This is a genomic window from Hydrogenophaga sp. ZJX-1 (assembly GCF_048590325.1).
Lineage (GTDB): Bacteria > Pseudomonadota > Gammaproteobacteria > Burkholderiales > Burkholderiaceae_C > Hydrogenophaga.
This window is the reverse complement of the sequence record NZ_JBMBRA010000004.1, coordinates 428,728-447,106: the sequence shown is the minus strand read 5'-3', so window position 1 is coordinate 447,106 and position 18,379 is coordinate 428,728. Positions and strand designations below refer to the sequence as shown.

Below are 18,379 nucleotides of genomic sequence, written 5' to 3'. Positions count from 1 at the left end.
TTCTCAATATGAGAACGTCCCTGATTTGATGGCGCTTTTTATCTGCGGGTGCGCGTTGCGGGGTCGCCAGGCACCTGTGCCGTTCCACCGCAGGTGTCCGTGAACGGAACAGGCGGAACAGGTGGACAAGGGGGCCGCGGGATCGGGTGGAGCAGTCTCACAAGGTCTGCCGGTAGCGCTCCAGCATCTGCGCCTGTGTCTCCACCGGCGCGTCCGCGCTCAGGCGGTCGCCGATCTGGTCGCGCAGCATCTCGCCCATGCTGGGCATCACCGAGCGCTCCACCTGGCGGCCCGCGTCCCAGAGGGACGAACGCATCAGCGCCTTGGCGCAGTGCAGGTAAGACGCCTGCACCGTCACGCGGATCACGAGTTTGGGCACACGGCGCGCGTCGGTGCAACGCGTGCGGTCGGCGTCGTCGGTGGTGAGCAGCGCGCGGCCGTTCACGCGCAGCGTCTCGTCCATGCCGGGCACCAGAAACAGCAGGCCGATCTGCCCGGTCTGCACGATGTTTTCCAGCGTGTCGAGCCGGTTGTTGCCCGGCGCGTCGGGGATCAGCAGCGTCTGCGGATCCAGCACCTTCACGAAGCCCGGCTCACCGCCGCGCGGCGAAGCGTCCAGCGCGCCGTTCGCCCCCGCGCTCGACAGCACCACCAGCGGCGAGAGGCCGATGAAGCGCGTGGCGTGCACGTCCAGCTGCGGCAGTTCTTTCAGGGCCGAGCGCTCGCGCACCGGGTCGTACAGCGCGCGCAGCGCTTCAAGCGAGGTGATGTTCATGGGTTTCGGGGCTTACAGGTCGTAGGTCACCGAACGCTCGGGCAACACGCTCAGGTCCAACGGGCGCACCGCGCCCATCCACAGCGCGCGGTCGCGGTGGTCCACCAGGTCGTTGCCGGTGATCGGGTGGATGAACACCACCAGGCCGCCGCGGTGCAGCGTCAGCCAGGGGATCACGTCGGCGAACAGGGCGGCCTTGAAGGCCAGCTGGCAGCTCCAGTCCGGGTGCGGGCCCACCGGCTTCTCGTGCACGCGGCCCATCTTCAGCGGGAACCGGGTGGCGGCCGCTTCGCACAGCGTGCGCGCCTGCGCCAGCGTGTCGGCGTTGAAGTACACGTGGGCGTGCCAGCCGTGGATGACGGTGTCGGGTGGAGGGGTGGTGGCGTCGTTCATGCGCGGCATGATGGCAGATCCGGCTTGTTTGCGCACGCGACGCGCAGGAGGCCCCAGCGCCGCTCAGGCCGGCTTGCTCAGGGTCTGCAACACCAGCTCGTGGAGCGCATCCACCGCCGGGTTCGTGCGCGACGCCTTGCTGCGGTAGACCGCCACCGCCATGGCGTCGAGCGGCGGCAGGCCCTGGCGCTCCCCCAGGATCACCAGGTGCGGTGGCGCGCTGCAGCGCGTGAGCACCGCGATCGCCAGACCACTTTCCACCGCCGCCAGCTGACCGGGCAGGCTGGAGCTGTTGTAGACCACCCGGTAGGCGCGCCCCTGCGCCTCCAGCGCCGCGATGGTCGAGCGCCGCGCCAGGCTGCTGGGCTCGTACACCGCGATCGGCAGCGGCGTGTTGCGCCAGACCTCGAACTGGGGCGCCCCGATCCACACCAGCGGCTCGTGAAAGAGCAGGGTGCCGCGGCGCAGGTGGTCGCGCGAGACCAGCGCCAGGTCCAGCTCGCCGCGTTGCACCTTGGGGATGAGCGAGGTGGACTGTTCGCAGTCCAGCACGATCTCCACCGCCGCGTGGCGTGCCGCGTAACTGCGCAGCACGGGCGTGAGGTAGCTGGCGGCGTAGTCGTCGGGCACACCCAGGCGCACCTGGCCCGACAGCGTGGGGCCGGTGAGCGCCGTCAGCGCCTCGCCGTGCAGCGCCAGGATGCGCCGCGCATAGCCCAGCAGCTCGGTGCCCAGCGGTGTGAGGCTCAGGTGCCGCGGTCCGCGGCGCAACACCGCGCCGCCCACGGCTTCTTCCAGCTTCAGCAGCTGCATGCTCACCGCCGATTGCGAGCGGTGCACCTGCGGCGCCGCCGCCGAAAGCGAACCGTTGTCCACCACCGCCACAAAGGCGCGGAGCCAGTCCATCTGCAGGTCGGTGCGGGCCATGGGCGTTTTGATTGAATTCGATTATCGAATGAATGGATTGTGAATTATCCGCTTTACCCGTTCATGCGATCCCGGGAACATCGGCCCATGAATTTGCAAAACGCCCCGGCCTTCACCGGCCCCCCTACCTTCACGGCCACGCGTCGCGAGCGTGAAGCCCAGGGTCAGTGGTTCATGATCGTCGGTGGCCTGCTGCTGGGCACGCTCGGCATCTTCATCGAAGAAGCCGGCCAGCCCGCGCTCACCGCCGTGTGGTTCCGCTGCGCCTTCGGGCTGCTCGCGCTCACCCTGTGGTTCGCGCTCTCGCGCCGCTGGGGTGAACTGCGCCTGAGCCGACGCGATGCCGCCCTGGCCATCTCGGGCGGCCTGTTCATGGTGCTCAGCTGGACCCTGTTCTTCGAGGCCGTGCCGCGCACGTCCATGTCGGTGGCCACGCTGGTGGTGCATGTGCAGCCCTTCCTCATCATGGTGGCGGGCACGCTCTGGCTGGGCGAGCGTGTGAGCCGCCGCCAGTGGGGCGCCGCGCTGGTGGCGCTGCTCGGTCTGGGCCTGGCCACCGGCGGTCTGGACCACGCGTTCGGGCACCAGAGCGCCAACGCGCGCTACCTGCAGGGCATCGCGCTCGCGCTCGGCGCCGCGCTGGCCTACGCCGTGGCCCCCTTGCTGCTGCGCCGTGCCACCGGCGCCAGCGCATTGGTCATGGCCTGGTGGCAATGCGTGGCCGGAACCGTGGCGCTGCTTTGGTGGCCGCTCACACAAGGCTGGCCGGCGCCCGGCCCCGCGTGGGGCTGGCTGGCGGGCATGGGGGTGGTGCACACCGGTCTGGCCTATGTGCTGGTGTATGGCGGCGTGGCGCGCCTGTCGGCCGGGCGCATGGCCGTGCTGCAGTTCGTGTACCCGGCCAGCGCCGTGGCTTTCGACGCCCTCGTCTACGGCCGCACGCTCAGCGCCAGCCAGCTGGCCGGTGGCGTGTGCCTGCTCACGGGTCTGCTGGTGGCCGCGCGCGAAAGAGCCAGGGCCTGAGAAGGCGAGAGACGCCACCGGGCATGGCCGCTCCGGCTGGCATACAGTCCCTGCATGTCCCGCCCACACACATTCACCCTGCCCGGGTATCTGGCATGAGCGCCGCGCCGGGCCGTTCCCAAGCAAGCTCGCACCGCAGCCCGCAGGGCGAAGGTACTCCAGTGAGCGCCGCGCCGGGCCGTTCACAAGCCAGCTCGCACCGCAGCCCGCAGGGCGAAGGTACTCCAGTGAACGCTCATGCCGTCTCGCGCCTGCGCGCCGCGCGCCTGGCCGTCAGTTCCAAGCCCTACGTGGCCCGCGGCTCCGGCCTGGGGCGCTGCCCCAGCTGCCGCCTCATTGCCAGCCACTGCATCTGCGCACTGCGCCCGCAGGTGGCCACGCGCGCGGGGGTGTGCCTGATCATGGGCGACATCGAAGCACTCAAACCCAGCAACACCGGCTGGCTGATCGCCGACGTGGTGGCCGACACCTGGGCCTTCGGCTGGGCGCGCACCGCGGTGGACCCGGCCTTGCTGGCGCTGCTGGCCGATCCGCAGTGGCAACCCTATGTGGTGTTTCCCGGCGACTATGTGGAGCCCGGGCGCGTGCTGACCGCGCTGCCACCGGCTGAAGACCAGGAAGCCGGGCAGGGTGGCAAGCGCCCGCTGTTCATCCTGCTCGACGGTACCTGGTCCGAGGCGCGCAAGATGTTTCGCAAGAGCCCGTATCTGGACCGCCTGCCGGTGCTCAGCCTGCACCCCGAACAGGTGTCCAACTACCGGCTGCGCCGCTCCACGCACGAACACCACTTCTGTACCTCCGAAGTGGCCGCGCTGTGTTTTGAGCTGGCCGGGGAACAGCGTGCCGCCGACACGCTCGCCGCCTGGCTCGACGTGTTCACCGACCACTACCTCAGCATCAAACGGCAGCTGCCGCTGGACTGGGCCAGCGAGCCGCACCAGCGCCTGCAGGCCCTGGCGACGCCCGCGCGCTGACACGCGGGCGGGACCGTGCTCAGCCCGGAATTTCCGGTTCCACCAGCAGCGCCAGCAACTGCAGCGACTGCTGCCAGCCCAGGTAGCAGGCCTCGGTGGGGATCATGGCCGGAATGCCTTGCTGCACCGCCGTCAGCTCCGTGCCCACCGACACCGCTTTCAGCGTGATGGTGGTGATCATCTGGCCGGGCAGGTTCGGGTCGTCGAACACATCGGTGTTCACGATGCGCTCGTTGGGCACCAGCTCCAGGTACTTGCCGCCGAAGGCGTGCACGTGGCCGCTGCCCAGGTTGGTGAACTGCATGCGGTAGATGCCGCCCACCTTGGCGTCCATCTCCAGCACGCGGCCGGTGAAGCCGTGCGGCGGCAGCCATTTGGCCATCGCGTCGGGGTCGAGGAAGGCGCGGTAGACGCGTTCGGGCGGTGCGGTCAAGACGCGGTGCAGGGTGACGGTGCCTGTGGTCATGGGGAATCTCCTGGGTGGCGGTTCGATGGATGCGGGACGGTGCTGCAGTCAGCTCGCGCGTCCACCAGCGTACGACGAACCAGGCTGGCCGGTTTCGACAACCCCGTGTTACCCACCTTGGCGCAACGACCGCCTGTGCCTATCATGGTCTTCACGGCATGGCCGCCCGTGGAGCTGCACGGCCGGCGTCCCGGGTGTTCACTCTCATGGGGGCAGGCGACATGAACGACGTTGACCAACTTTCACCCGTCAAGCAAGGGCTGTGGTTTTACGGCGGCGTGACCACCTGCCATGTGCGCATCGTGCGCCACCACACCCTGTACGGCACCGGCAACGCCGACGACCCGCCCGAGCTCGCCACCGATCACGCGGTGGAGTGTTTCTACATCCGCTTCGACAAACCCCACACGCCCGTGCCCTGGTTGGACGGCGGCGCAGCCCTCTCGCTGCGCGAGGCCGTGTTCCTGGCCGAGCGCAGGCTCGGCCCCGTGGTGAGCTGGGCCGACTGAACGCAACCTCAGGCGCTTGCCGCTGGCACCGGCCGCACCGCGTAGCTCACCGAGCCTTGCGCCCAGACCAGCAGGCGGTCGATGTTCGGGTGTTTGCCCGGGTGCGTGCGCGCATCGGCGGTGTGCTCGGCGTACCAGTCCAGCCCCAGCGCCGCGGCCTCGGGCGTGATGCGGCCGCCGTGCATCGCGGCCAGGGCGGCGTACACCGCCAGCGAACCGGTCTGGCCTGGCCTGTTTTCAATCGTGGCCAACACCGCGCCGTGGGCGTCCAGCAGTTGCAGCGCGGCGAGGTGGTGGGTGGCGGGCAGGGTCTTGAGTCGCTCGGTGAAGTTCATGCTGGTTCCGGGGTCTTCGCAGTGGCTCCGATTCTTCCCGATTCATGTAAACCATGCGAAATTTTGTTGTGCTGCCCATAGACGGCCGATGTGTGCAAGCTTGCGCGCCAGCGCTGGCTCATGAAAACCGCGGTGTAGGATGGGCAGCCTCCCAACCAGCAACCAGGTGACGAGGCATGAACCCACCGACATCCCGGCTCCCCGTACTCATCGCTGCCCTGGTCGCGCTCGCCGTGGCGGGCTACTTCGGCTGGCAGCGCTTCAAACCCGTGCAGGCACCGGCCACCCCGGTCGCTGCGCCCTCGGCCGCCGCCGCTCCGGAAGCGCCGCCTGCGCCGGCGGTCCCCGAGCCCAGCCCCCCCGCCGTTGAGCACCCCGTCGAGGCGCCGGTGGCCGGTGCCGCCGGCGAGTCCACCGCGCTGCCCGCGCTGGACGGGTCCGACGCACACGTCAGCGGGTTGCTCTCGGGCTTGCTCAGCCGCAAGAACCTGCTGACCTTCCTGCAGCTCGACGGCTTCGTGCGGCGCTCGGTGGCCACGGTGGACAACCTCGCGCGCTCGCAGGCGCCGGTGATGGTCTGGCCCGTCATCCCCACGCCCCAGCGTTTCACCACGCAACGCGGTGAGAACGGCGTTGAAACCATCCACCCCGGCAACAGCCAGCGCTATGTGCCGCTGGTGCTGATGATCGAATCGGTGGACACGGCCAAAGCCGTCGATATGTACCGCAGCCTCTACCCTCTGTTTCAGCAGGCCTACGAAGAGCTGGGCTTTCCGGGCCGCTATTTCAACGACCGGCTGGTCCAGGTGCTCGACCACCTGATCGCCACACCGGTGCCCACCGAGCCGCTGGCCGTCACCCTCGTGGACGTCAAAGGCACCGTCCCTTCAACGCGCCCCTGGGTGCGCTACGAACTGGCCGACCCGGCCCTGGAGTCCCTGTCGGCCGGGCGCAAGATGCTGCTGCGCACCGGTCCGGACAACCAGCGGCGTTTGCAGGCCAAGCTCAAAGACATCCGCCAGCGTGTGGCCAAGCCCTGAGCGCCCCGGCCACAGACGGAAACACCACCCATGACCCATCCAGCCTTCTATCCCATCGGCACCCCTGGCCAGGCCTGGGGCCCCGCTGAAGTGGCCGCCTGGCGCGCGCAGCTGGTGCACCAGCGCAGCTACGCCGAGGACGTGCTGACCGTGTTCGAGCGGCTGCGCTCGCGCTTCGAGGTCTTGCCCTATGGGGAGGTGTTGTACGAAAGCGATGCGTATCCGCTCTTCGCCCTGCAGAGCCTTGAATGGCAAGCCGGCCTGCCGGGTGTGCTCGTGACGGGTGGCGTGCACGGCTACGAGACCAGCGGCGTGCACGGTGCGCTGCGCTTCCTGGACCAGCACGCCGAGGCCTACGCGGGCCGGGTGAACCTGCTGGTGGCGCCCTGCGTGAGCCCGTGGGGCTACGAGCGCATCCACCGCTGGAACTTCGACGCCATCGACCCGAACCGCTCGTTCAAGGAACCCAGCGCGGCGCAGGAATCCGCTGCGCTGATGCGGCTGGTGGCGCCCTTGCTGGGCCAGTTTGCCGTGCACATCGACCTGCACGAAACCACCGACACCGACGCGTCGGAGTTCAGCCCGGCGAAGGCGGCGCGCGACGGTGTGCCGTACACGCCCGTGCACATCCCCGACGGCTTCTACCTCGTGGACGACACCGAGAACCCGCAGCCCGAATTCCAGCAGGCCATCATCGCGGCGGTGGAGCGCGTCACGCACATCGCGCCGTCCGATGCCCAGGGCGGCCTCATCGGATCGCCCCTGTCTGAGCGCGGCGTGATCCGCTACCCGTTGAAGTCGCTCGGCCTGTGCGCCGGCATCACGGGCGCCCGCTACACCACGACCACCGAGGTCTACCCCGATAGTCCTCGGGCGACGCCCGAGCAGTGCAACGCTGCGCAGGCCGCGGCGGTGTGCGCGGCCATCGACTTCGTGCTCGCCCAGCACTGACGCGCCACAGCCTTCGGGCCTAGGGTCCAATCGGTCAGACCTCCACCGCCTCGACCTCGATCACCCCCTCAAACAGGTCGATCGCCGTGGCCGCCACCTGCGCCGTGTCGAGGTAGGCATACGCGCCCACGCCCACCGCGCCCACGATCGGCACCCAGCGTGCCGCGCCCTTGCCCAGCAGCCGTTGCGCCAGCTTCGTGCCGATGCGCCGCGTGATCGCGCGGATCAGCATCGGCGAGGCGCGCCGCACCAGCGTGCGCTGGCCCACGCGCACCACCAGATCGCGCACGCCCTGCGCCGCCGTGTGCTGGAACAGGCAATACACCACCTGCTCGGACGTCAGCGTGGAGCGCTGGCCGTACAGGGCCGCCAGGTCGGCCACCAGCTGCTTCTGGATCTTCCAGACCCCCACCATCTCGGGCAACAGCGTCAGCCAGCCCAGTGGGCCCGGCGGCAGCGCCAGCGCGCCGGCCGCCAGCGCCGCCTTGGCCGCCGCGGCGTTGGCTTTCTTGCGCGCATCGTCCGCGGGCGTCTGGCTCTTGCGCTCCTTCGAGCTGGGCACCTGGCCCACCAGCGACAGGATCGCCTGGCTGATCAGGTGGGAGCCCGAATCCTCGGGCGGTTCGACCTTGGTGGCCGGTTTCTTGCGGGTTGCCATGAAAACTCCTTCGGGTGACGCGCCCCTGGCGCTCCTGCCTGATCAGCATATCCTTGCCAGCCTGACACACCCTGCCGCGCATGTACACCCCAACCCGCCCCTCCCGGCCCCGCGTGCTGCTCACGGGCTTCGATGCCTTCGGTGGCGATGCCATCAACCCCAGCTGGCTCGCCGTGCGTGCGCTGCATGGCCGGCAGATGGCAGGGCATGCGGTGGTGGCGGCCCAGTTGCCCACCGTGTTTGGTGAAGCCCTGCGCGCGCTGCACGTGCTGCTGGTCAAGCACCAGCCCGCGCTGGTGATCTGCGTGGGGCAGGCCGGTGGCCGCAGCGCCCTCTCGCTGGAGCGCATCGCCATCAACGTGGACGACGCCCCCATCCCCGACAACGCCGGGGCCCAGCCCATCGACGCACCCGTGGCGCCCGGCGCACCCGCCGCCTATTTCAGCACCCTGCCCATCAAGGCCATGCTCGCCGCGCTGCAGCGCGAAGGCCTGCCCACTGAGGTGTCACAGACCGCGGGCACCTTCGTCTGCAACCACGTGTTCTTTGGCCTCATGCACACCATCGCCGCCAACCCCGAACTGCGCCACACGCGCGGCGGCTTCGTGCACGTGCCCTGGCTGCCCGAGCAGGGCACACCCAACATGGCGCTGGATGACCTGGTGCGGGGTCTGCGCGTGGCGGTGCGCGCCGCACTGGGGACCCAGCAAGACACACTGCTGGCTGGTGGCGCCACGCACTGAAACGATCGGCTCGTCACGGGCGGTGGCATTCAGCGCTGCAGCCCCCGCAGTGACTCAGCGTGCAGGCGGCATGGGGCGATTCTGGAAGTGACGGCTCTGGTTCGCATCGAACTCTTCGCGGTTGAGACCACCGTCGCCATTGGTGTCGATCTCCTTGAAGTCCAGCGCCTGGCTCAGACCGCGCATGGCGCGGCCCTCGCTGGCGCGCTCGGCGATGCGCTGGCTGCGGGCGTCGATGAACTCCTGTTCGGTGATGCGGCCGTCGCCGTTGCCATCGAAGTCGGCGAAGACGGGCATGGGTCCCGGCCCCATGGGGCGCGTGGATGGCTGGGCCGCTGCGGGCAAGGCTATGAACAAGGCGGCCAGGCTGGCCATATAAGACAGTTTCATGGTGTGCTCCTGAAGGGGGAACCTGCAGGATGGCCCTCAGGCGCTCCATGCACCTTGCGAACCGTCAAGCGAGCGAAGCGCATCCATGCCCTTGGTGCATGCAGATGGGGTCAGTCGGGCAGCAGACACAGGGCCTGACTTCCAGCGGACCCCCGGGGCCAAGCCCTCAGCGCAACAGGTTGGTCCACTTGCCGATGTTGAAGACCTGGCCATAGCCGTTCTTCTTCAACATCATCTTCGCCATCCCGCTGCGCGTTCCGCTGGCGCAGCACAGCACCACGGGCGCCGAGCTGGGGATTTCCTTGAGCCTGCTGCCCAGCGCCGGCAGCGGGATGTTGACCGACCCCGGGGCGTTCCCGCCAGCGAACTCCGCCTCGGAACGGACGTCGACCAGCATGGCGCCATTTCGCTTGAGCTCCGGCAACAGGGCCATCACCCTTCGCGCGCTCCACCACTTGTAGCCAAACCACAGCGCCACCAGCAAGAGTGGCCAGTACTGCTGAAAAAATCCTGAAAAGTCCATACATCTCCTTGGGTTGGAAAGCCGGCTCGGTGGCATGAGATCCACACGCGGCTACACCCGGGAGTATCCATCAGGCAGAAAACCTGCGTCAGCCGTCAGGCCTGCCACACCCCAAACCCGACCGAGCGCAGGTCGATGCCGATCTCCACCTCGCGCTCCTGCGCGTCCTCGTAGCGCATCGGGTTGAAGCCCTCGTACAGGTCGGGCAGCAGGCGCAGGCCGTACTTCTGAACGTAGGCGTTCGCCTGGATGCCGGCCTTGTGTTTGTCAAAGCGCACGTCCGGGTCCAGCCCGGTCATGCCGACATAGACGCAGGGTTTGCCGTCCACATAGCCGGGGTTGCACTTGCGGAATCTGCGTTCCTGCAGCACGTCTTTGGAGAGTTCGACCACGTAGACGTGGTGGTGGGGGCGGGGCATGCAGGCTCCAGCTTGAGGCGTCACGCGGTTGATGGACACATTGTCGCCCGGCCAGCTAAAACCCGAACTGCGGAGCATTTGCGGGGCTCATGTGCGCTTTGGAAAATGGCTTCGGCACCTATCCTGTGAGAACCTAAAACTGGAGCATCCCCCCACATGACCACCGCGTTGCACGACATCGAAGAGCGCACCAACCTCACAGGCAGCAACAGGTTTGAACTGATGCTGTTCCGTCTGGGCGAAGCGCCGGGTACGGACCGCCGCGAACTGTTTGGCATCAACGTCTTCAAGGTGCGCGAAATACTGGTCATGCCCACCATCACCGCCATCGCAAACGCACCGGCCCACGTGCTCGGCGTTGCCAACATTCGCGGGCAGATCATCCCCGTGATCGACCTGCCCGCTGTGGTGGGCTGCGTACCCCGACGCGGGCTCACGATCCTGATGGTGACCGAGTTCGCCCGGACCACCCAGGCCTTTGCCGTTGAAGAAGTGGCCGAGATCGTGCGGCTGGAATGGGGCAACGTGCTGGCCGCAGAAGGCAATGGCGGCGGTCTGGTGACCAGCATCGCCAAGCTCGACGGCGATACTGAAAAGGGCCGCCTGGTCCAGGTGCTGGACGTGGAGCAGATCCTGCGCAACGTCATGCCCACCGCGCAGGAAGCCATCACCCCGCAGTCGGTTGGCGCAGCGGTGCACCTGCCCGAGGGCTCGATCATCCTCGCGGCCGACGACTCGCCGGTGGCGCGCATGATGATCGAACAAGGGCTGGGCGCGATGGGCGCGCCCTACGTCATGACCAAGACCGGCCAGGAAGCCTGGGACCGCCTGCAGGCGATTGAAGAAGAGGCCCGTGCCGAAGGCAAAACCGCCCACGACAAAGTGGCGCTGGTGCTGACCGATCTGGAAATGCCGGTGATGGACGGCTTCACGCTGACACGCAATATCAAGCAGGACCCGCGCTTCAAATCGATCCCGGTGGTGATCCATTCGTCCCTGACGGGCACGGCCAACGAAGCGCACGTGAGCTCCGTGGGCGCCGACGCCTACGTGGCCAAATTCGTGGCCAGCGAACTGGCCACCACCATCCGACAGGTACTCAAGCTCTGACCTGAACGGAGCCGGGCGATTGCGTCACACTTGGCGCCATGAAGCACTTCCTGACCTTTCTTGCGCTGGCCGGCATGGCTCTGGGTGTGTCGGCCCAGACCCTGTGGCGCGACGCACCGATGCTCGCCAGCCCGGCCGAGATCCGCGCCCTGATGCCCGACGCCCGCGAAACCTCACCCAGCCAGCGCGCGGCGGACCGCAGCGCCTTGCTCGAAATCCCGAGCACGCCGATTGCGGACGAGGACTTCGCCGCCACCTTCCATTTCGAGTCCGAGCGCCTGCAGCGCATTCACCTGCGCGCCCAGCCCGGCACCCGCGAGCGCACCCAGGCGCTGCTGCGAGCCTTGCAGACCTCGCTGCGCGCGCGCTACGGCCTGCCCATCAGCACCAAAGCACGGGAAAATGCGGCGCCCGGTACGGTCGACCTCAAGTGGGCGTTCCGGCGCATGACGGTGCAGCTCCAGATGGTCGACGGCACCACGGTGGAGTTGATCTACAGCGCCAACATACCGGGCCGACCGGCGGGCCTTTGAAAAACCATTTCATCGATCCGGTTTGAAAAAATCGCCCTGATGGTCTATGGTGAAACCGTCTGGCGACCTCTCCGCCCTCTCTGTGCCCTCCCGTTCCGCGCCCGCGGGCAGTTGTCAGGCTCTCTTTTTTTCTTCTGAAAGGAGAACAACATGGGACTACTGGACAAGTTCTTTGGCGGCAAGGTGGACTATCCGCCGCTGCCGGCTGGCAACGAGGCGCTGGCCCAGCTCGATGAAATGAAAGCACCGCTGGAAGAGCTGGCGCACAAGGTGCATGACCACCTGGAAGTGGTGCCGGCAGAGCATGAAGCCTTTGTCTTCCTCGGCAAGCCACCCAGGAATTTTGGCGTTGCCTGGATTCACGATGGCAAGGTCACCGGCCTCAAGGAGTTCGCCGAAGAACACCACCTGACGCAAGTCGAAGTCGGCAAGATGATTGTGCGGCTCGGCGAGGCCTATCAGCACGCCAGCGAAACGCCGCGCTACTCGGCCGAATTCGGCGGCAAGCAGATGGTGGTCATTCCGTCGCAGGGTCTGGAGCAGGAAATGCACCAGATCATGGCGAATACGCTGCACTGAGTACGGATCGATCACGTCGACGGGTTGGTGAGGGCGGCGGGCCCTGTTGGGTGGAGCGGCTCAGCCCAAACCCGGGCGGTTTCTATACCGAAGCAGGCTTGTAAATGCGCGCTTTGCAGCGCGGGAAGTTGGTGCAGCCCCAGAAGGTGGCGCCGCCCTTGGCCGGCGTCCGCTCCACCATTTTGATGCCGCAGCTCGCGCAGGTGGGGCGCCAGTATTCGCCTTCGTAAGCCACCTCGAGCAGTGAGCTTTGTTGTTCCGTCGTCCGTTTGCCGATCAAGTCCAGCAGACCTTTGCCGTTCAGCGCGTTGATGCCGTTTGCCTGGGCAAAGGCTTGTGCGTCGGTCGTGAAGGTGGACGTTGTTGCGTAAGTGCCGCGCTTCAGGCAGTGCGATGCCATCACGCCCAGGAACTCGCGCATCTCCTTGACCGTGACGGGCTTGCCTTGCCAGTGCTTGCACTGCACCACCGACACCGGTCCCTTGGCGTTCTTCGAGTGCAGCCAGATATCGACCCCGCCGTCCGCGCCGTGTGACTGCGAGCGCGTCTCAAAGCCGGCCTGCGCGAACAGCGCCTCCACCACCGCCTCAAACCGCCGCCACTCGATGGCCGCGAACACGTCTGAACTCCATTGGTCTGCCTTCACCTGCTGATCCCGCTGCGATTCAACGCTACGTGGCGTGACCGATGCGACGCGGTCGCTCGGTGTCTCCAGCGTTGGCTCCTTCCCGACGGCGGGAGGCGGGGCTGCGGGGTGCGCTACTGATTGAGACTCTTTAGAAGCAACCACCTTCTTCAAAATGACATGCACGCCCAGCAAGCCGAGACCGATGGCCAATGGCAACCAGAGGATGGACCGCAAAGCAGTCCCGACGGCTGCGAGCATGGGGCTGCCCGTCAGCATCACGCTGGCGAGCCAGAACCCTCCAGCCAGGACCAGCATCAGAATGCCCTTCTCCAGAAACGGCTTTGAACGGCGTTTTCGTGAATTTCTACCGGGTTGTTGTCGGCGGCCCATTGATATCCTCCCTGCATCAGTCAGGCACGCATGATGCCGCAGCCTGGAACAGGGAGGAAAAGATGCATAACCAATTGCGTGCGAACCGGCACGCTGCTGCCTGGTCCCGATGGGCCATTGTTTTGACGACAGGCTTGCTGGCCAGCGCGTTGGTGCAGGCCCAGTCGGTCTACCGTTGCGAGACCCATGGCCGCGTCGGCTACTCCCATGAACCGTGCGTTGGTGCAAAGGTCGTTGACACCACCCCCACGCAGGGATTGGACAAGTCGACTGGCGCAAGCCGCAAGGGGCACGACGTGCGGCGCGAAGAGTTCAAGCGATCGCTCAACGAAGCCATGCGCCCGCTGACCGGCATGTCGCACGAACAGACCAAGGCGTTTGAGCGGCGCATGAAGCTTCCGGCCGGCGTGCAGGCCGAATGCAAGCTGCTTGATATGCGACTACCCGATCAGGAACAGACGGTGCGAAACAGCGCACAAGCTGCGAGGGCCGAGGCGGAGGTTCAGTTGTTCCTGAGTCGAAGGCAGTTTCGCGAACTGGGTTGCTGAGAACCTGGTGCCGGAAGTAGAAAAAGCGTTCATAAGCGAGAAGGCCCATGGAAGCAGTCGCAACCCGATTCAACGGAACGCTCAAGAAATGGAACGCCGAGCGGGGCTTTGGCTTCGTGGTGGCCGACCATGGCGACCAGGAGCTCTTTGTGCATGTGTCCGCTTTCCCGCGCGGTGGGCGGCCACCCGTCGTCGGCGAGTCGCTGACGTTTGAGATGGAGCTGGACAAGGAAGGCCGCAAGCGGGCGGTGGGGGTGCGACGGGAGGGCTCCCCGCTTACCAAAGAGGAGCAGTTCAAGGATCAGGTGGGCGGGGCTTCTGGCCAAGCGCGTGAACGCGCAAGTTCAGGTTCCTTGGTTCCAGCAGTTGTCGTGCTCTTGCTGCTGGCGTCTGGCGTGGGATGGTTCGGCTACACCCGCTACAACGCGCGGGTCGAGGCGATGCGCGCGATGCCCCAATACAACGCCCCCGCCTTCCTGTGCGACGGCCGTAGGTACTGCAACCAAATGACCTCATGCAGCGAAGCCAAGCTGTACCTGAAGAACTGCCCCGGCATGGAAATGGACGGGGACGGCGATGGCATTCCGTGTGAGCAGCAGTGGTGTACGGGGCTTTTTGGCGGGTGACTCACGCTGAGGTCGTGCGCCTGCCTCCCGCATCAGCAGCTCGCTGCTGATGGTTTGCCTGGGGGGCATACGAGAAGACGGTGTCTGAATCCGGTGCCTCTCGTGTCCATAATGATCAGGGTGCAGTTGTCATCCCGTGAGTTCACACCCATCTGGAGTACTGATCATGCAAACAACGTCTACTTGGTTTTCGCTTGCGACTCTAAGTGCCTTTTTGTTCGCTGGCTATGTATCAGCCGCGCCGCCCGATCCCCGTGAACAGGCGGTGAACCAAGCTTGGGAAACCTATTGCACGTCGGGCTACTGCGAAGGGTTCAAGGGCACCATTGTTGAGAGAACAGACAGCACTTTGACCGTCTCCATCAACGGCAATATCCGTTACATGACCTACACCGTCACCGGCGGGCCAGGCGCCTACGAGGCCCGGGTCAGCCCGACTGCGAACCAGGGGCGCACCAAGCCTTGAGTGCCGCCGGGTGAAACCCGGCAGCGCAATGGCTGCCTTGAACTTAAAGGCACCGCGATGCTTCTGGGGGCAGTCTCCAGGCTCAGTGTTTCAGACGGTCGCCGACACCATTAAGGTGTTGACCCTCCACGCCAGCAAAGGGCTGGAATTCCCGGTGGTGGCGCTGGTGAGCGCGGGCCACATGCCCGCCCCGGGCGAAGACGAGCGCGAAGAAGCCAAGCTGTTTTATGTGGGCGCCACGCGGGCCACGCAGTGGTTCGTGATTGGGGCGAGTGGGAGCGGGCGGTTCGCCGCCCGTCTGTAGCCCAAGGGCAAGAACCTGTACCTTTTGCGCGATAAGGGGTCTCGGGTCATGCGCCTCCAAACAGGCTCCCGACAAGGCCCCGAGGTGCTCTGAAATAGGACTCAGGCAGAGTCTGCTCGCGCGCCCATCCGGCTACGTACCTCTTGCTTGTAGACCTCGGGTTCTGGTGCCGCGCCTGAGCGGCCCGCGTGTCGACCATGGTTGCATTCACGGCAGGCCGCGACGATGTTGCGTTTGCTGTTCTTTCCACCGTCTTGTCGTGCATGCAAATGCTCGGCTGTGCATCTTCGCTGTTCCACCTCACTTGCAGGTATCGCGTTGTTGCGAATGACCCGGTCAGGGCGACCCTCCCACATCAGCCGGTTGCAGTAATAGCAGCGACAGTTTTGCCGCTTGTAGGCCTGAATGCGGAGTTTTTTGACAATGAAGTGCTCGAAATGTGTGTGCACGGTTAGGGCCTGTTAGTTAAACAAGTCCCCGGTGCGCACAGGCGTCAGAGCGGGCGTCGTGGGTCATCCCTATCGACGATGCTGGGCCACAAGCCACAGCGGTCAGGTGTGTTTTTCCTGAGCAATGCGAAATTTATCTGCAACCGGCTGTTCAGGCAAGACCGCCCCAGACGAAACAGCCTTCCGACGTGTAAAGAGTCATCAGCGGTGCTCTCGTCTAGCCGTGATTGAGAGAACTTGCCGGTCGGTGGGCGCCTAGCCCAGGTGCGTGTCATTCCAAGAAGACCGAGCAGTTCGACCCCTGCCAAGACAGCATCAAGGTGATGACCCTGCAGGTGAGCAAGAGGCTGGCGTTCCCTGTGGTGGCCGTGGGCCACTTGCCCGCCAAAGGCGAAGACGAGCGCGAGGAAGCGAGGCGGTTCTATGTGTGGGCTACGCGAGCGACGCTGTGGTTGGTGATTGGGGCGAGCGGGGAAGGGCGGTTTGCTGCACGCTTATGGGCAAAAAGCAAGACTTCGTTGAGACCCCGTTGACACACTTGTGTTATCCACAAAGATCGGCTCACGCCGGTCTCCGCGCGAGGTCAAGTGATAGACCGCGCCGGCAATTCAATGCGAAGTGGTCTTGCAATCGCGGCAGATTACCGGCTTGTGGGCAAAAGGCAAGACGTGACCCCGTTGCGTGACCCCCCTGACCACAAATATGTATATGCTTAAAACTCCACGCCGACTGAATAACTCAGGTTTCTTTAAATGTATGGGTGACTACTACGCGGTTGCTCGATTTTTTACGAGATCCGATATCGAGGTAACGAGAGTAGTAATTTTTTGCGTTGTTATTGCATCGAAATTTTCAATCCGAATTTTGTTATCGTTGACATTGAGGAAAAACTGAAAAGCTGTAACTGGTTTCGAGATTTGATTCTCTTTGAGGTACTCAGAGTTGGTGTTTCCTATTGCCGCATCCGTGTTGTTTAGCACATACCTCTTGAAATCATTGGCGGAGAAGATTTCTTCGATACTTGTGCAAGAAGGGAGTTTTAAAAGTTGCTTTCTTGCCAAAGTATCTTCATCGCCAAAAATCTCTTTTTTCAACTGATTATAAACTTCGCGACCTTGTTTGTCATCGTCTATGGCGACGATGAAATCAAGCCCCCATCCAATAAACATATTTACAAGAATAGGAAGTTTATTAACCCCGGTGGCGGCAATAAAATGAGCAACTTCTTTTGTATTGGTTAGTTTCCAGAAAGCTTTTATGTAGTAGTAGCCACTCATCTCCTCCAGTAGGACGTTTCTCGACTTTTTTATTACCGATTGATTGCTCATATCGGAGCCCATGGCTGAGAGTATTGGTGAAAGCGTGTCGGACGAAGCTGCTCCAAGATGTGTTGCATCTATCACAATAGTTGGGCTGTCTTCATGCTCTCCATTTCGTTGTACTGCTCTAACCCTGAACAGCTTTTCATACTCAATTAAATCCGGCGAATGGGTTGAGTAGATTATTGAAACATCTGTCCTTATTTCATTTATTAGCTTAAGCACATCTGCTTGTGCTTTTGAATGAAGGTTTGCCCCTGGTTCATCAAGTAAGAAGATTCTCCGCACTTTTGTTTTTTCTGTTGCCCTCAGTTGAAGATAAAACGAGACAAACCATCGAACTCCCAAGCTTCGTTGCTTGGGATAGAGTTGAGTATTACCGTCTGAAACCCAGAACACGAGGTGTTCCTTGCCAGCTTTTTCTCCGGCACTCTGGTCATAGTTGGCAATTTCGCATTTCAAACTGAGTTTCGAGTTTGAACCAATAACTTGGCTCCAGAAGTCAGTGAAATCTTTGGTGACGCGCTCATTCGCACGTGTGAGTTGATTTAATCTGACTCTGCGATCGCCTCGAATTAAGCTGGGAAGATCAATTTCTGCGATTTTCAGGAAGTTGGTTGCTGCGACAAATCCTGGACCGGTAGGATTTCCTTTTGTGTCAATATCAACTGATGTAGGTAAGAGACCAGAGTCAGCGTTGAAAAGAACGCAAGATGGCAGAACATCATAAATTATATGAACGATCTTGTCACCGTCAAGTGTGCTGTATGCATCTTCATCTTCTTCCTCTTCCTCGCCAATCTTGGTGATGGCTGCAGTTTTAGGAGTTGTTGGCGGTTCCGCTGATGGCTTTGCTGAGGCCAAATCTTGAAGTAAATCTTCTATTCCAATTAAGTCGATGTGAAGTGCCAGAAGAAGTTTTCCGTCTTTTTGCTTTTCTTTATCCCAGTAAAACTTAATTTCAAATTCGCCATTTACTTTTTTGAAGTATTCCTCAAATACTAATGTTTCTTCAAAACTATATTTTGATAGTTCATCTTTTATATCGGAGTAGAGAATTTTTGTTTTTAAGTATACTTCGGGCTCAGGGGCGCCAATTCGTTTATCGTCATCGGTTATGGAGGCTGAGGCTAATACACTATAAAGTGCTTGCAATATTGATGTCTTTCCGCTTTCATTTTGACCGACAAGAACGGTAATCCCGTCAGGCGAAAATTGAACCCATTTGGTATCAACGATTGATCTGAAATTTTTTATGCGAAATGCCTTGATTTTCGACATCAATAATTCCTCCCTGTTGT

24 protein-coding genes and 1 pseudogene are annotated in these 18,379 nt (G+C 63.4%); 13 read left to right on the top strand and 12 right to left on the bottom strand.

From position 1 onward, the window contains the following. Window positions 1-157: 157 nt before the first annotated feature. Genes ACN5W5_RS13980 through ACN5W5_RS13970 form a run of 3 tightly spaced genes read right to left on the bottom strand, consistent with a single transcriptional unit; the run spans window position 158 to window position 2,095 of the window. On the bottom strand, window positions 158-775 hold the full coding sequence (locus tag ACN5W5_RS13980) for a pyridoxamine 5'-phosphate oxidase family protein (protein WP_420049098.1): 618 nt from the start codon (window positions 773-775) through the stop codon (window positions 158-160). Window positions 776-787: 12 nt separating this feature from the next. Further along, window positions 788-1,177 (bottom strand): DOPA 4,5-dioxygenase family protein, encoded by a 390-nt coding sequence (locus ACN5W5_RS13975; protein ID WP_420049097.1) that lies wholly within the window; start codon window positions 1,175-1,177, stop codon window positions 788-790. Between the two features lie 54 nt (window positions 1,178-1,231). Further along, complete coding sequence (locus ACN5W5_RS13970; protein WP_420049096.1) at window positions 1,232-2,095, bottom strand: LysR substrate-binding domain-containing protein; 864 nt, start codon at window positions 2,093-2,095, stop codon at window positions 1,232-1,234. Between the two features lie 87 nt (window positions 2,096-2,182). Between ACN5W5_RS13970 and ACN5W5_RS13965 the strand changes: the two genes are divergently transcribed. Next, window positions 2,183-3,118 (top strand): DMT family transporter, encoded by a 936-nt coding sequence (locus ACN5W5_RS13965; RefSeq protein WP_420049095.1) that lies wholly within the window; start codon window positions 2,183-2,185, stop codon window positions 3,116-3,118. A gap of 95 nt (window positions 3,119-3,213) precedes the next feature. Then, a complete protein-coding gene (locus ACN5W5_RS13960) occupies window positions 3,214-4,092 on the top strand; it encodes a tRNA-uridine aminocarboxypropyltransferase (protein ID WP_420049094.1) in 879 nt (292 codons plus the stop codon). A gap of 19 nt (window positions 4,093-4,111) precedes the next feature. Here ACN5W5_RS13960 and ACN5W5_RS13955 read toward each other — a convergent pair whose 3' ends face one another. Next, entirely contained in the window at window positions 4,112-4,558 is a 447-nt protein-coding gene (locus ACN5W5_RS13955; protein WP_420049093.1) for an SRPBCC family protein, read from the bottom strand. A 221-nt stretch (window positions 4,559-4,779) separates the two neighbouring features. Here ACN5W5_RS13955 and ACN5W5_RS13950 point away from each other — a divergent pair, with 221 nt between their 5' ends. Beyond that, entirely contained in the window at window positions 4,780-5,067 is a 288-nt protein-coding gene (locus tag ACN5W5_RS13950) for a hypothetical protein (RefSeq protein ID WP_226462951.1), read from the top strand. An 8-nt stretch (window positions 5,068-5,075) separates the two neighbouring features. On the opposite strand, the gene ACN5W5_RS13945 is transcribed toward ACN5W5_RS13950, so the two are convergent. Continuing rightward, the gene (locus ACN5W5_RS13945; protein ID WP_420049092.1) at window positions 5,076-5,402 is read right to left on the bottom strand and encodes a DUF2322 family protein; all 327 of its coding nucleotides are present in this window, start codon (window positions 5,400-5,402) and stop codon (window positions 5,076-5,078) included. Window positions 5,403-5,578: 176 nt separating this feature from the next. On the opposite strand from ACN5W5_RS13945, the gene ACN5W5_RS13940 reads away from it, so the two are divergent. Further along, the gene (locus tag ACN5W5_RS13940) at window positions 5,579-6,442 is read left to right on the top strand and encodes a DUF3014 domain-containing protein (RefSeq protein WP_420049091.1); all 864 of its coding nucleotides are present in this window, start codon (window positions 5,579-5,581) and stop codon (window positions 6,440-6,442) included. Between the two features lie 30 nt (window positions 6,443-6,472). Beyond that, window positions 6,473-7,393, top strand: a complete 921-nt coding sequence (locus ACN5W5_RS13935) for a M14 family metallopeptidase (protein WP_420049090.1) — start codon at window positions 6,473-6,475, stop codon at window positions 7,391-7,393. 34 nt (window positions 7,394-7,427) lie between these two features. On the opposite strand, the gene ACN5W5_RS13930 is transcribed toward ACN5W5_RS13935, so the two are convergent. Beyond that, on the bottom strand, window positions 7,428-8,051 hold the full coding sequence (locus ACN5W5_RS13930) for a hypothetical protein (RefSeq protein ID WP_420049089.1): 624 nt from the start codon (window positions 8,049-8,051) through the stop codon (window positions 7,428-7,430). Between the two features lie 80 nt (window positions 8,052-8,131). Between ACN5W5_RS13930 and pcp the strand changes: the two genes are divergently transcribed. Continuing rightward, window positions 8,132-8,794, top strand: coding sequence for a pyroglutamyl-peptidase I (pcp, locus tag ACN5W5_RS13925; protein WP_420049088.1), 663 nt, complete (start codon window positions 8,132-8,134; stop codon window positions 8,792-8,794). A gap of 54 nt (window positions 8,795-8,848) precedes the next feature. Here pcp and ACN5W5_RS13920 read toward each other — a convergent pair whose 3' ends face one another. From ACN5W5_RS13920 to ACN5W5_RS13910, 3 genes are all read right to left on the bottom strand, one after another. Continuing rightward, window positions 8,849-9,184 carry an EF-hand domain-containing protein gene (locus ACN5W5_RS13920; protein WP_420049087.1) on the bottom strand — a complete coding sequence of 112 codons (336 nt, stop codon included), beginning with the start codon at window positions 9,182-9,184 and terminating at the stop codon, window positions 8,849-8,851. Window positions 9,185-9,350: 166 nt separating this feature from the next. Then, on the bottom strand, window positions 9,351-9,707 hold the full coding sequence (locus tag ACN5W5_RS13915) for a rhodanese-like domain-containing protein (protein WP_420049086.1): 357 nt from the start codon (window positions 9,705-9,707) through the stop codon (window positions 9,351-9,353). A gap of 95 nt (window positions 9,708-9,802) precedes the next feature. Next, entirely contained in the window at window positions 9,803-10,126 is a 324-nt protein-coding gene (locus ACN5W5_RS13910) for a hypothetical protein (protein WP_420049085.1), read from the bottom strand. A gap of 156 nt (window positions 10,127-10,282) precedes the next feature. On the opposite strand from ACN5W5_RS13910, the gene ACN5W5_RS13905 reads away from it, so the two are divergent. The 3 genes from ACN5W5_RS13905 to ACN5W5_RS13895 all read left to right on the top strand — a co-directional run bounded on the left by ACN5W5_RS13905 (window position 10,283) and on the right by ACN5W5_RS13895 (window position 12,348). Continuing rightward, window positions 10,283-11,236 (top strand): chemotaxis protein, encoded by a 954-nt coding sequence (locus tag ACN5W5_RS13905; RefSeq protein WP_420049084.1) that lies wholly within the window; start codon window positions 10,283-10,285, stop codon window positions 11,234-11,236. A gap of 38 nt (window positions 11,237-11,274) precedes the next feature. Next, window positions 11,275-11,769 carry a hypothetical protein gene (locus ACN5W5_RS13900; RefSeq protein ID WP_420049083.1) on the top strand — a complete coding sequence of 165 codons (495 nt, stop codon included), beginning with the start codon at window positions 11,275-11,277 and terminating at the stop codon, window positions 11,767-11,769. Between the two features lie 150 nt (window positions 11,770-11,919). After that, window positions 11,920-12,348: a hypothetical protein gene (locus tag ACN5W5_RS13895; RefSeq protein WP_420049082.1), complete on the top strand. Its 429-nt coding sequence runs from the start codon at window positions 11,920-11,922 to the stop codon at window positions 12,346-12,348. An 82-nt stretch (window positions 12,349-12,430) separates the two neighbouring features. Here the strand turns inward: ACN5W5_RS13895 and ACN5W5_RS13890 are convergent, their stop codons facing one another. Next, window positions 12,431-13,291 carry a restriction endonuclease gene (locus tag ACN5W5_RS13890; protein WP_420049081.1) on the bottom strand — a complete coding sequence of 287 codons (861 nt, stop codon included), beginning with the start codon at window positions 13,289-13,291 and terminating at the stop codon, window positions 12,431-12,433. Between the two features lie 26 nt (window positions 13,292-13,317). Here ACN5W5_RS13890 and ACN5W5_RS13885 point away from each other — a divergent pair, with 26 nt between their 5' ends. From ACN5W5_RS13885 to ACN5W5_RS13870, 4 genes and pseudogenes are all read left to right on the top strand, one after another. Then, entirely contained in the window at window positions 13,318-13,914 is a 597-nt protein-coding gene (locus ACN5W5_RS13885) for a DUF4124 domain-containing protein (protein WP_420049080.1), read from the top strand. Between the two features lie 47 nt (window positions 13,915-13,961). Next, window positions 13,962-14,540: a cold shock domain-containing protein gene (locus ACN5W5_RS13880; RefSeq protein WP_420049079.1), complete on the top strand. Its 579-nt coding sequence runs from the start codon at window positions 13,962-13,964 to the stop codon at window positions 14,538-14,540. A 166-nt stretch (window positions 14,541-14,706) separates the two neighbouring features. After that, a complete protein-coding gene (locus ACN5W5_RS13875; protein WP_420049078.1) occupies window positions 14,707-15,006 on the top strand; it encodes a hypothetical protein in 300 nt (99 codons plus the stop codon). 103 nt (window positions 15,007-15,109) lie between these two features. Next, window positions 15,110-15,310: pseudogene (locus ACN5W5_RS13870) on the top strand (3'-5' exonuclease); the annotation flags it as partial. A 101-nt stretch (window positions 15,311-15,411) separates the two neighbouring features. Here the strand turns inward: ACN5W5_RS13870 and ACN5W5_RS13865 are convergent. After that, complete coding sequence (locus ACN5W5_RS13865) at window positions 15,412-15,666, bottom strand: HNH endonuclease (protein WP_420049271.1); 255 nt, start codon at window positions 15,664-15,666, stop codon at window positions 15,412-15,414. A gap of 860 nt (window positions 15,667-16,526) precedes the next feature. Further along, window positions 16,527-18,359: an ATP-dependent nuclease gene (locus ACN5W5_RS13860; protein WP_420049077.1), complete on the bottom strand. Its 1,833-nt coding sequence runs from the start codon at window positions 18,357-18,359 to the stop codon at window positions 16,527-16,529. Between the last annotated feature and the right edge of the window lie 20 nt (window positions 18,360-18,379).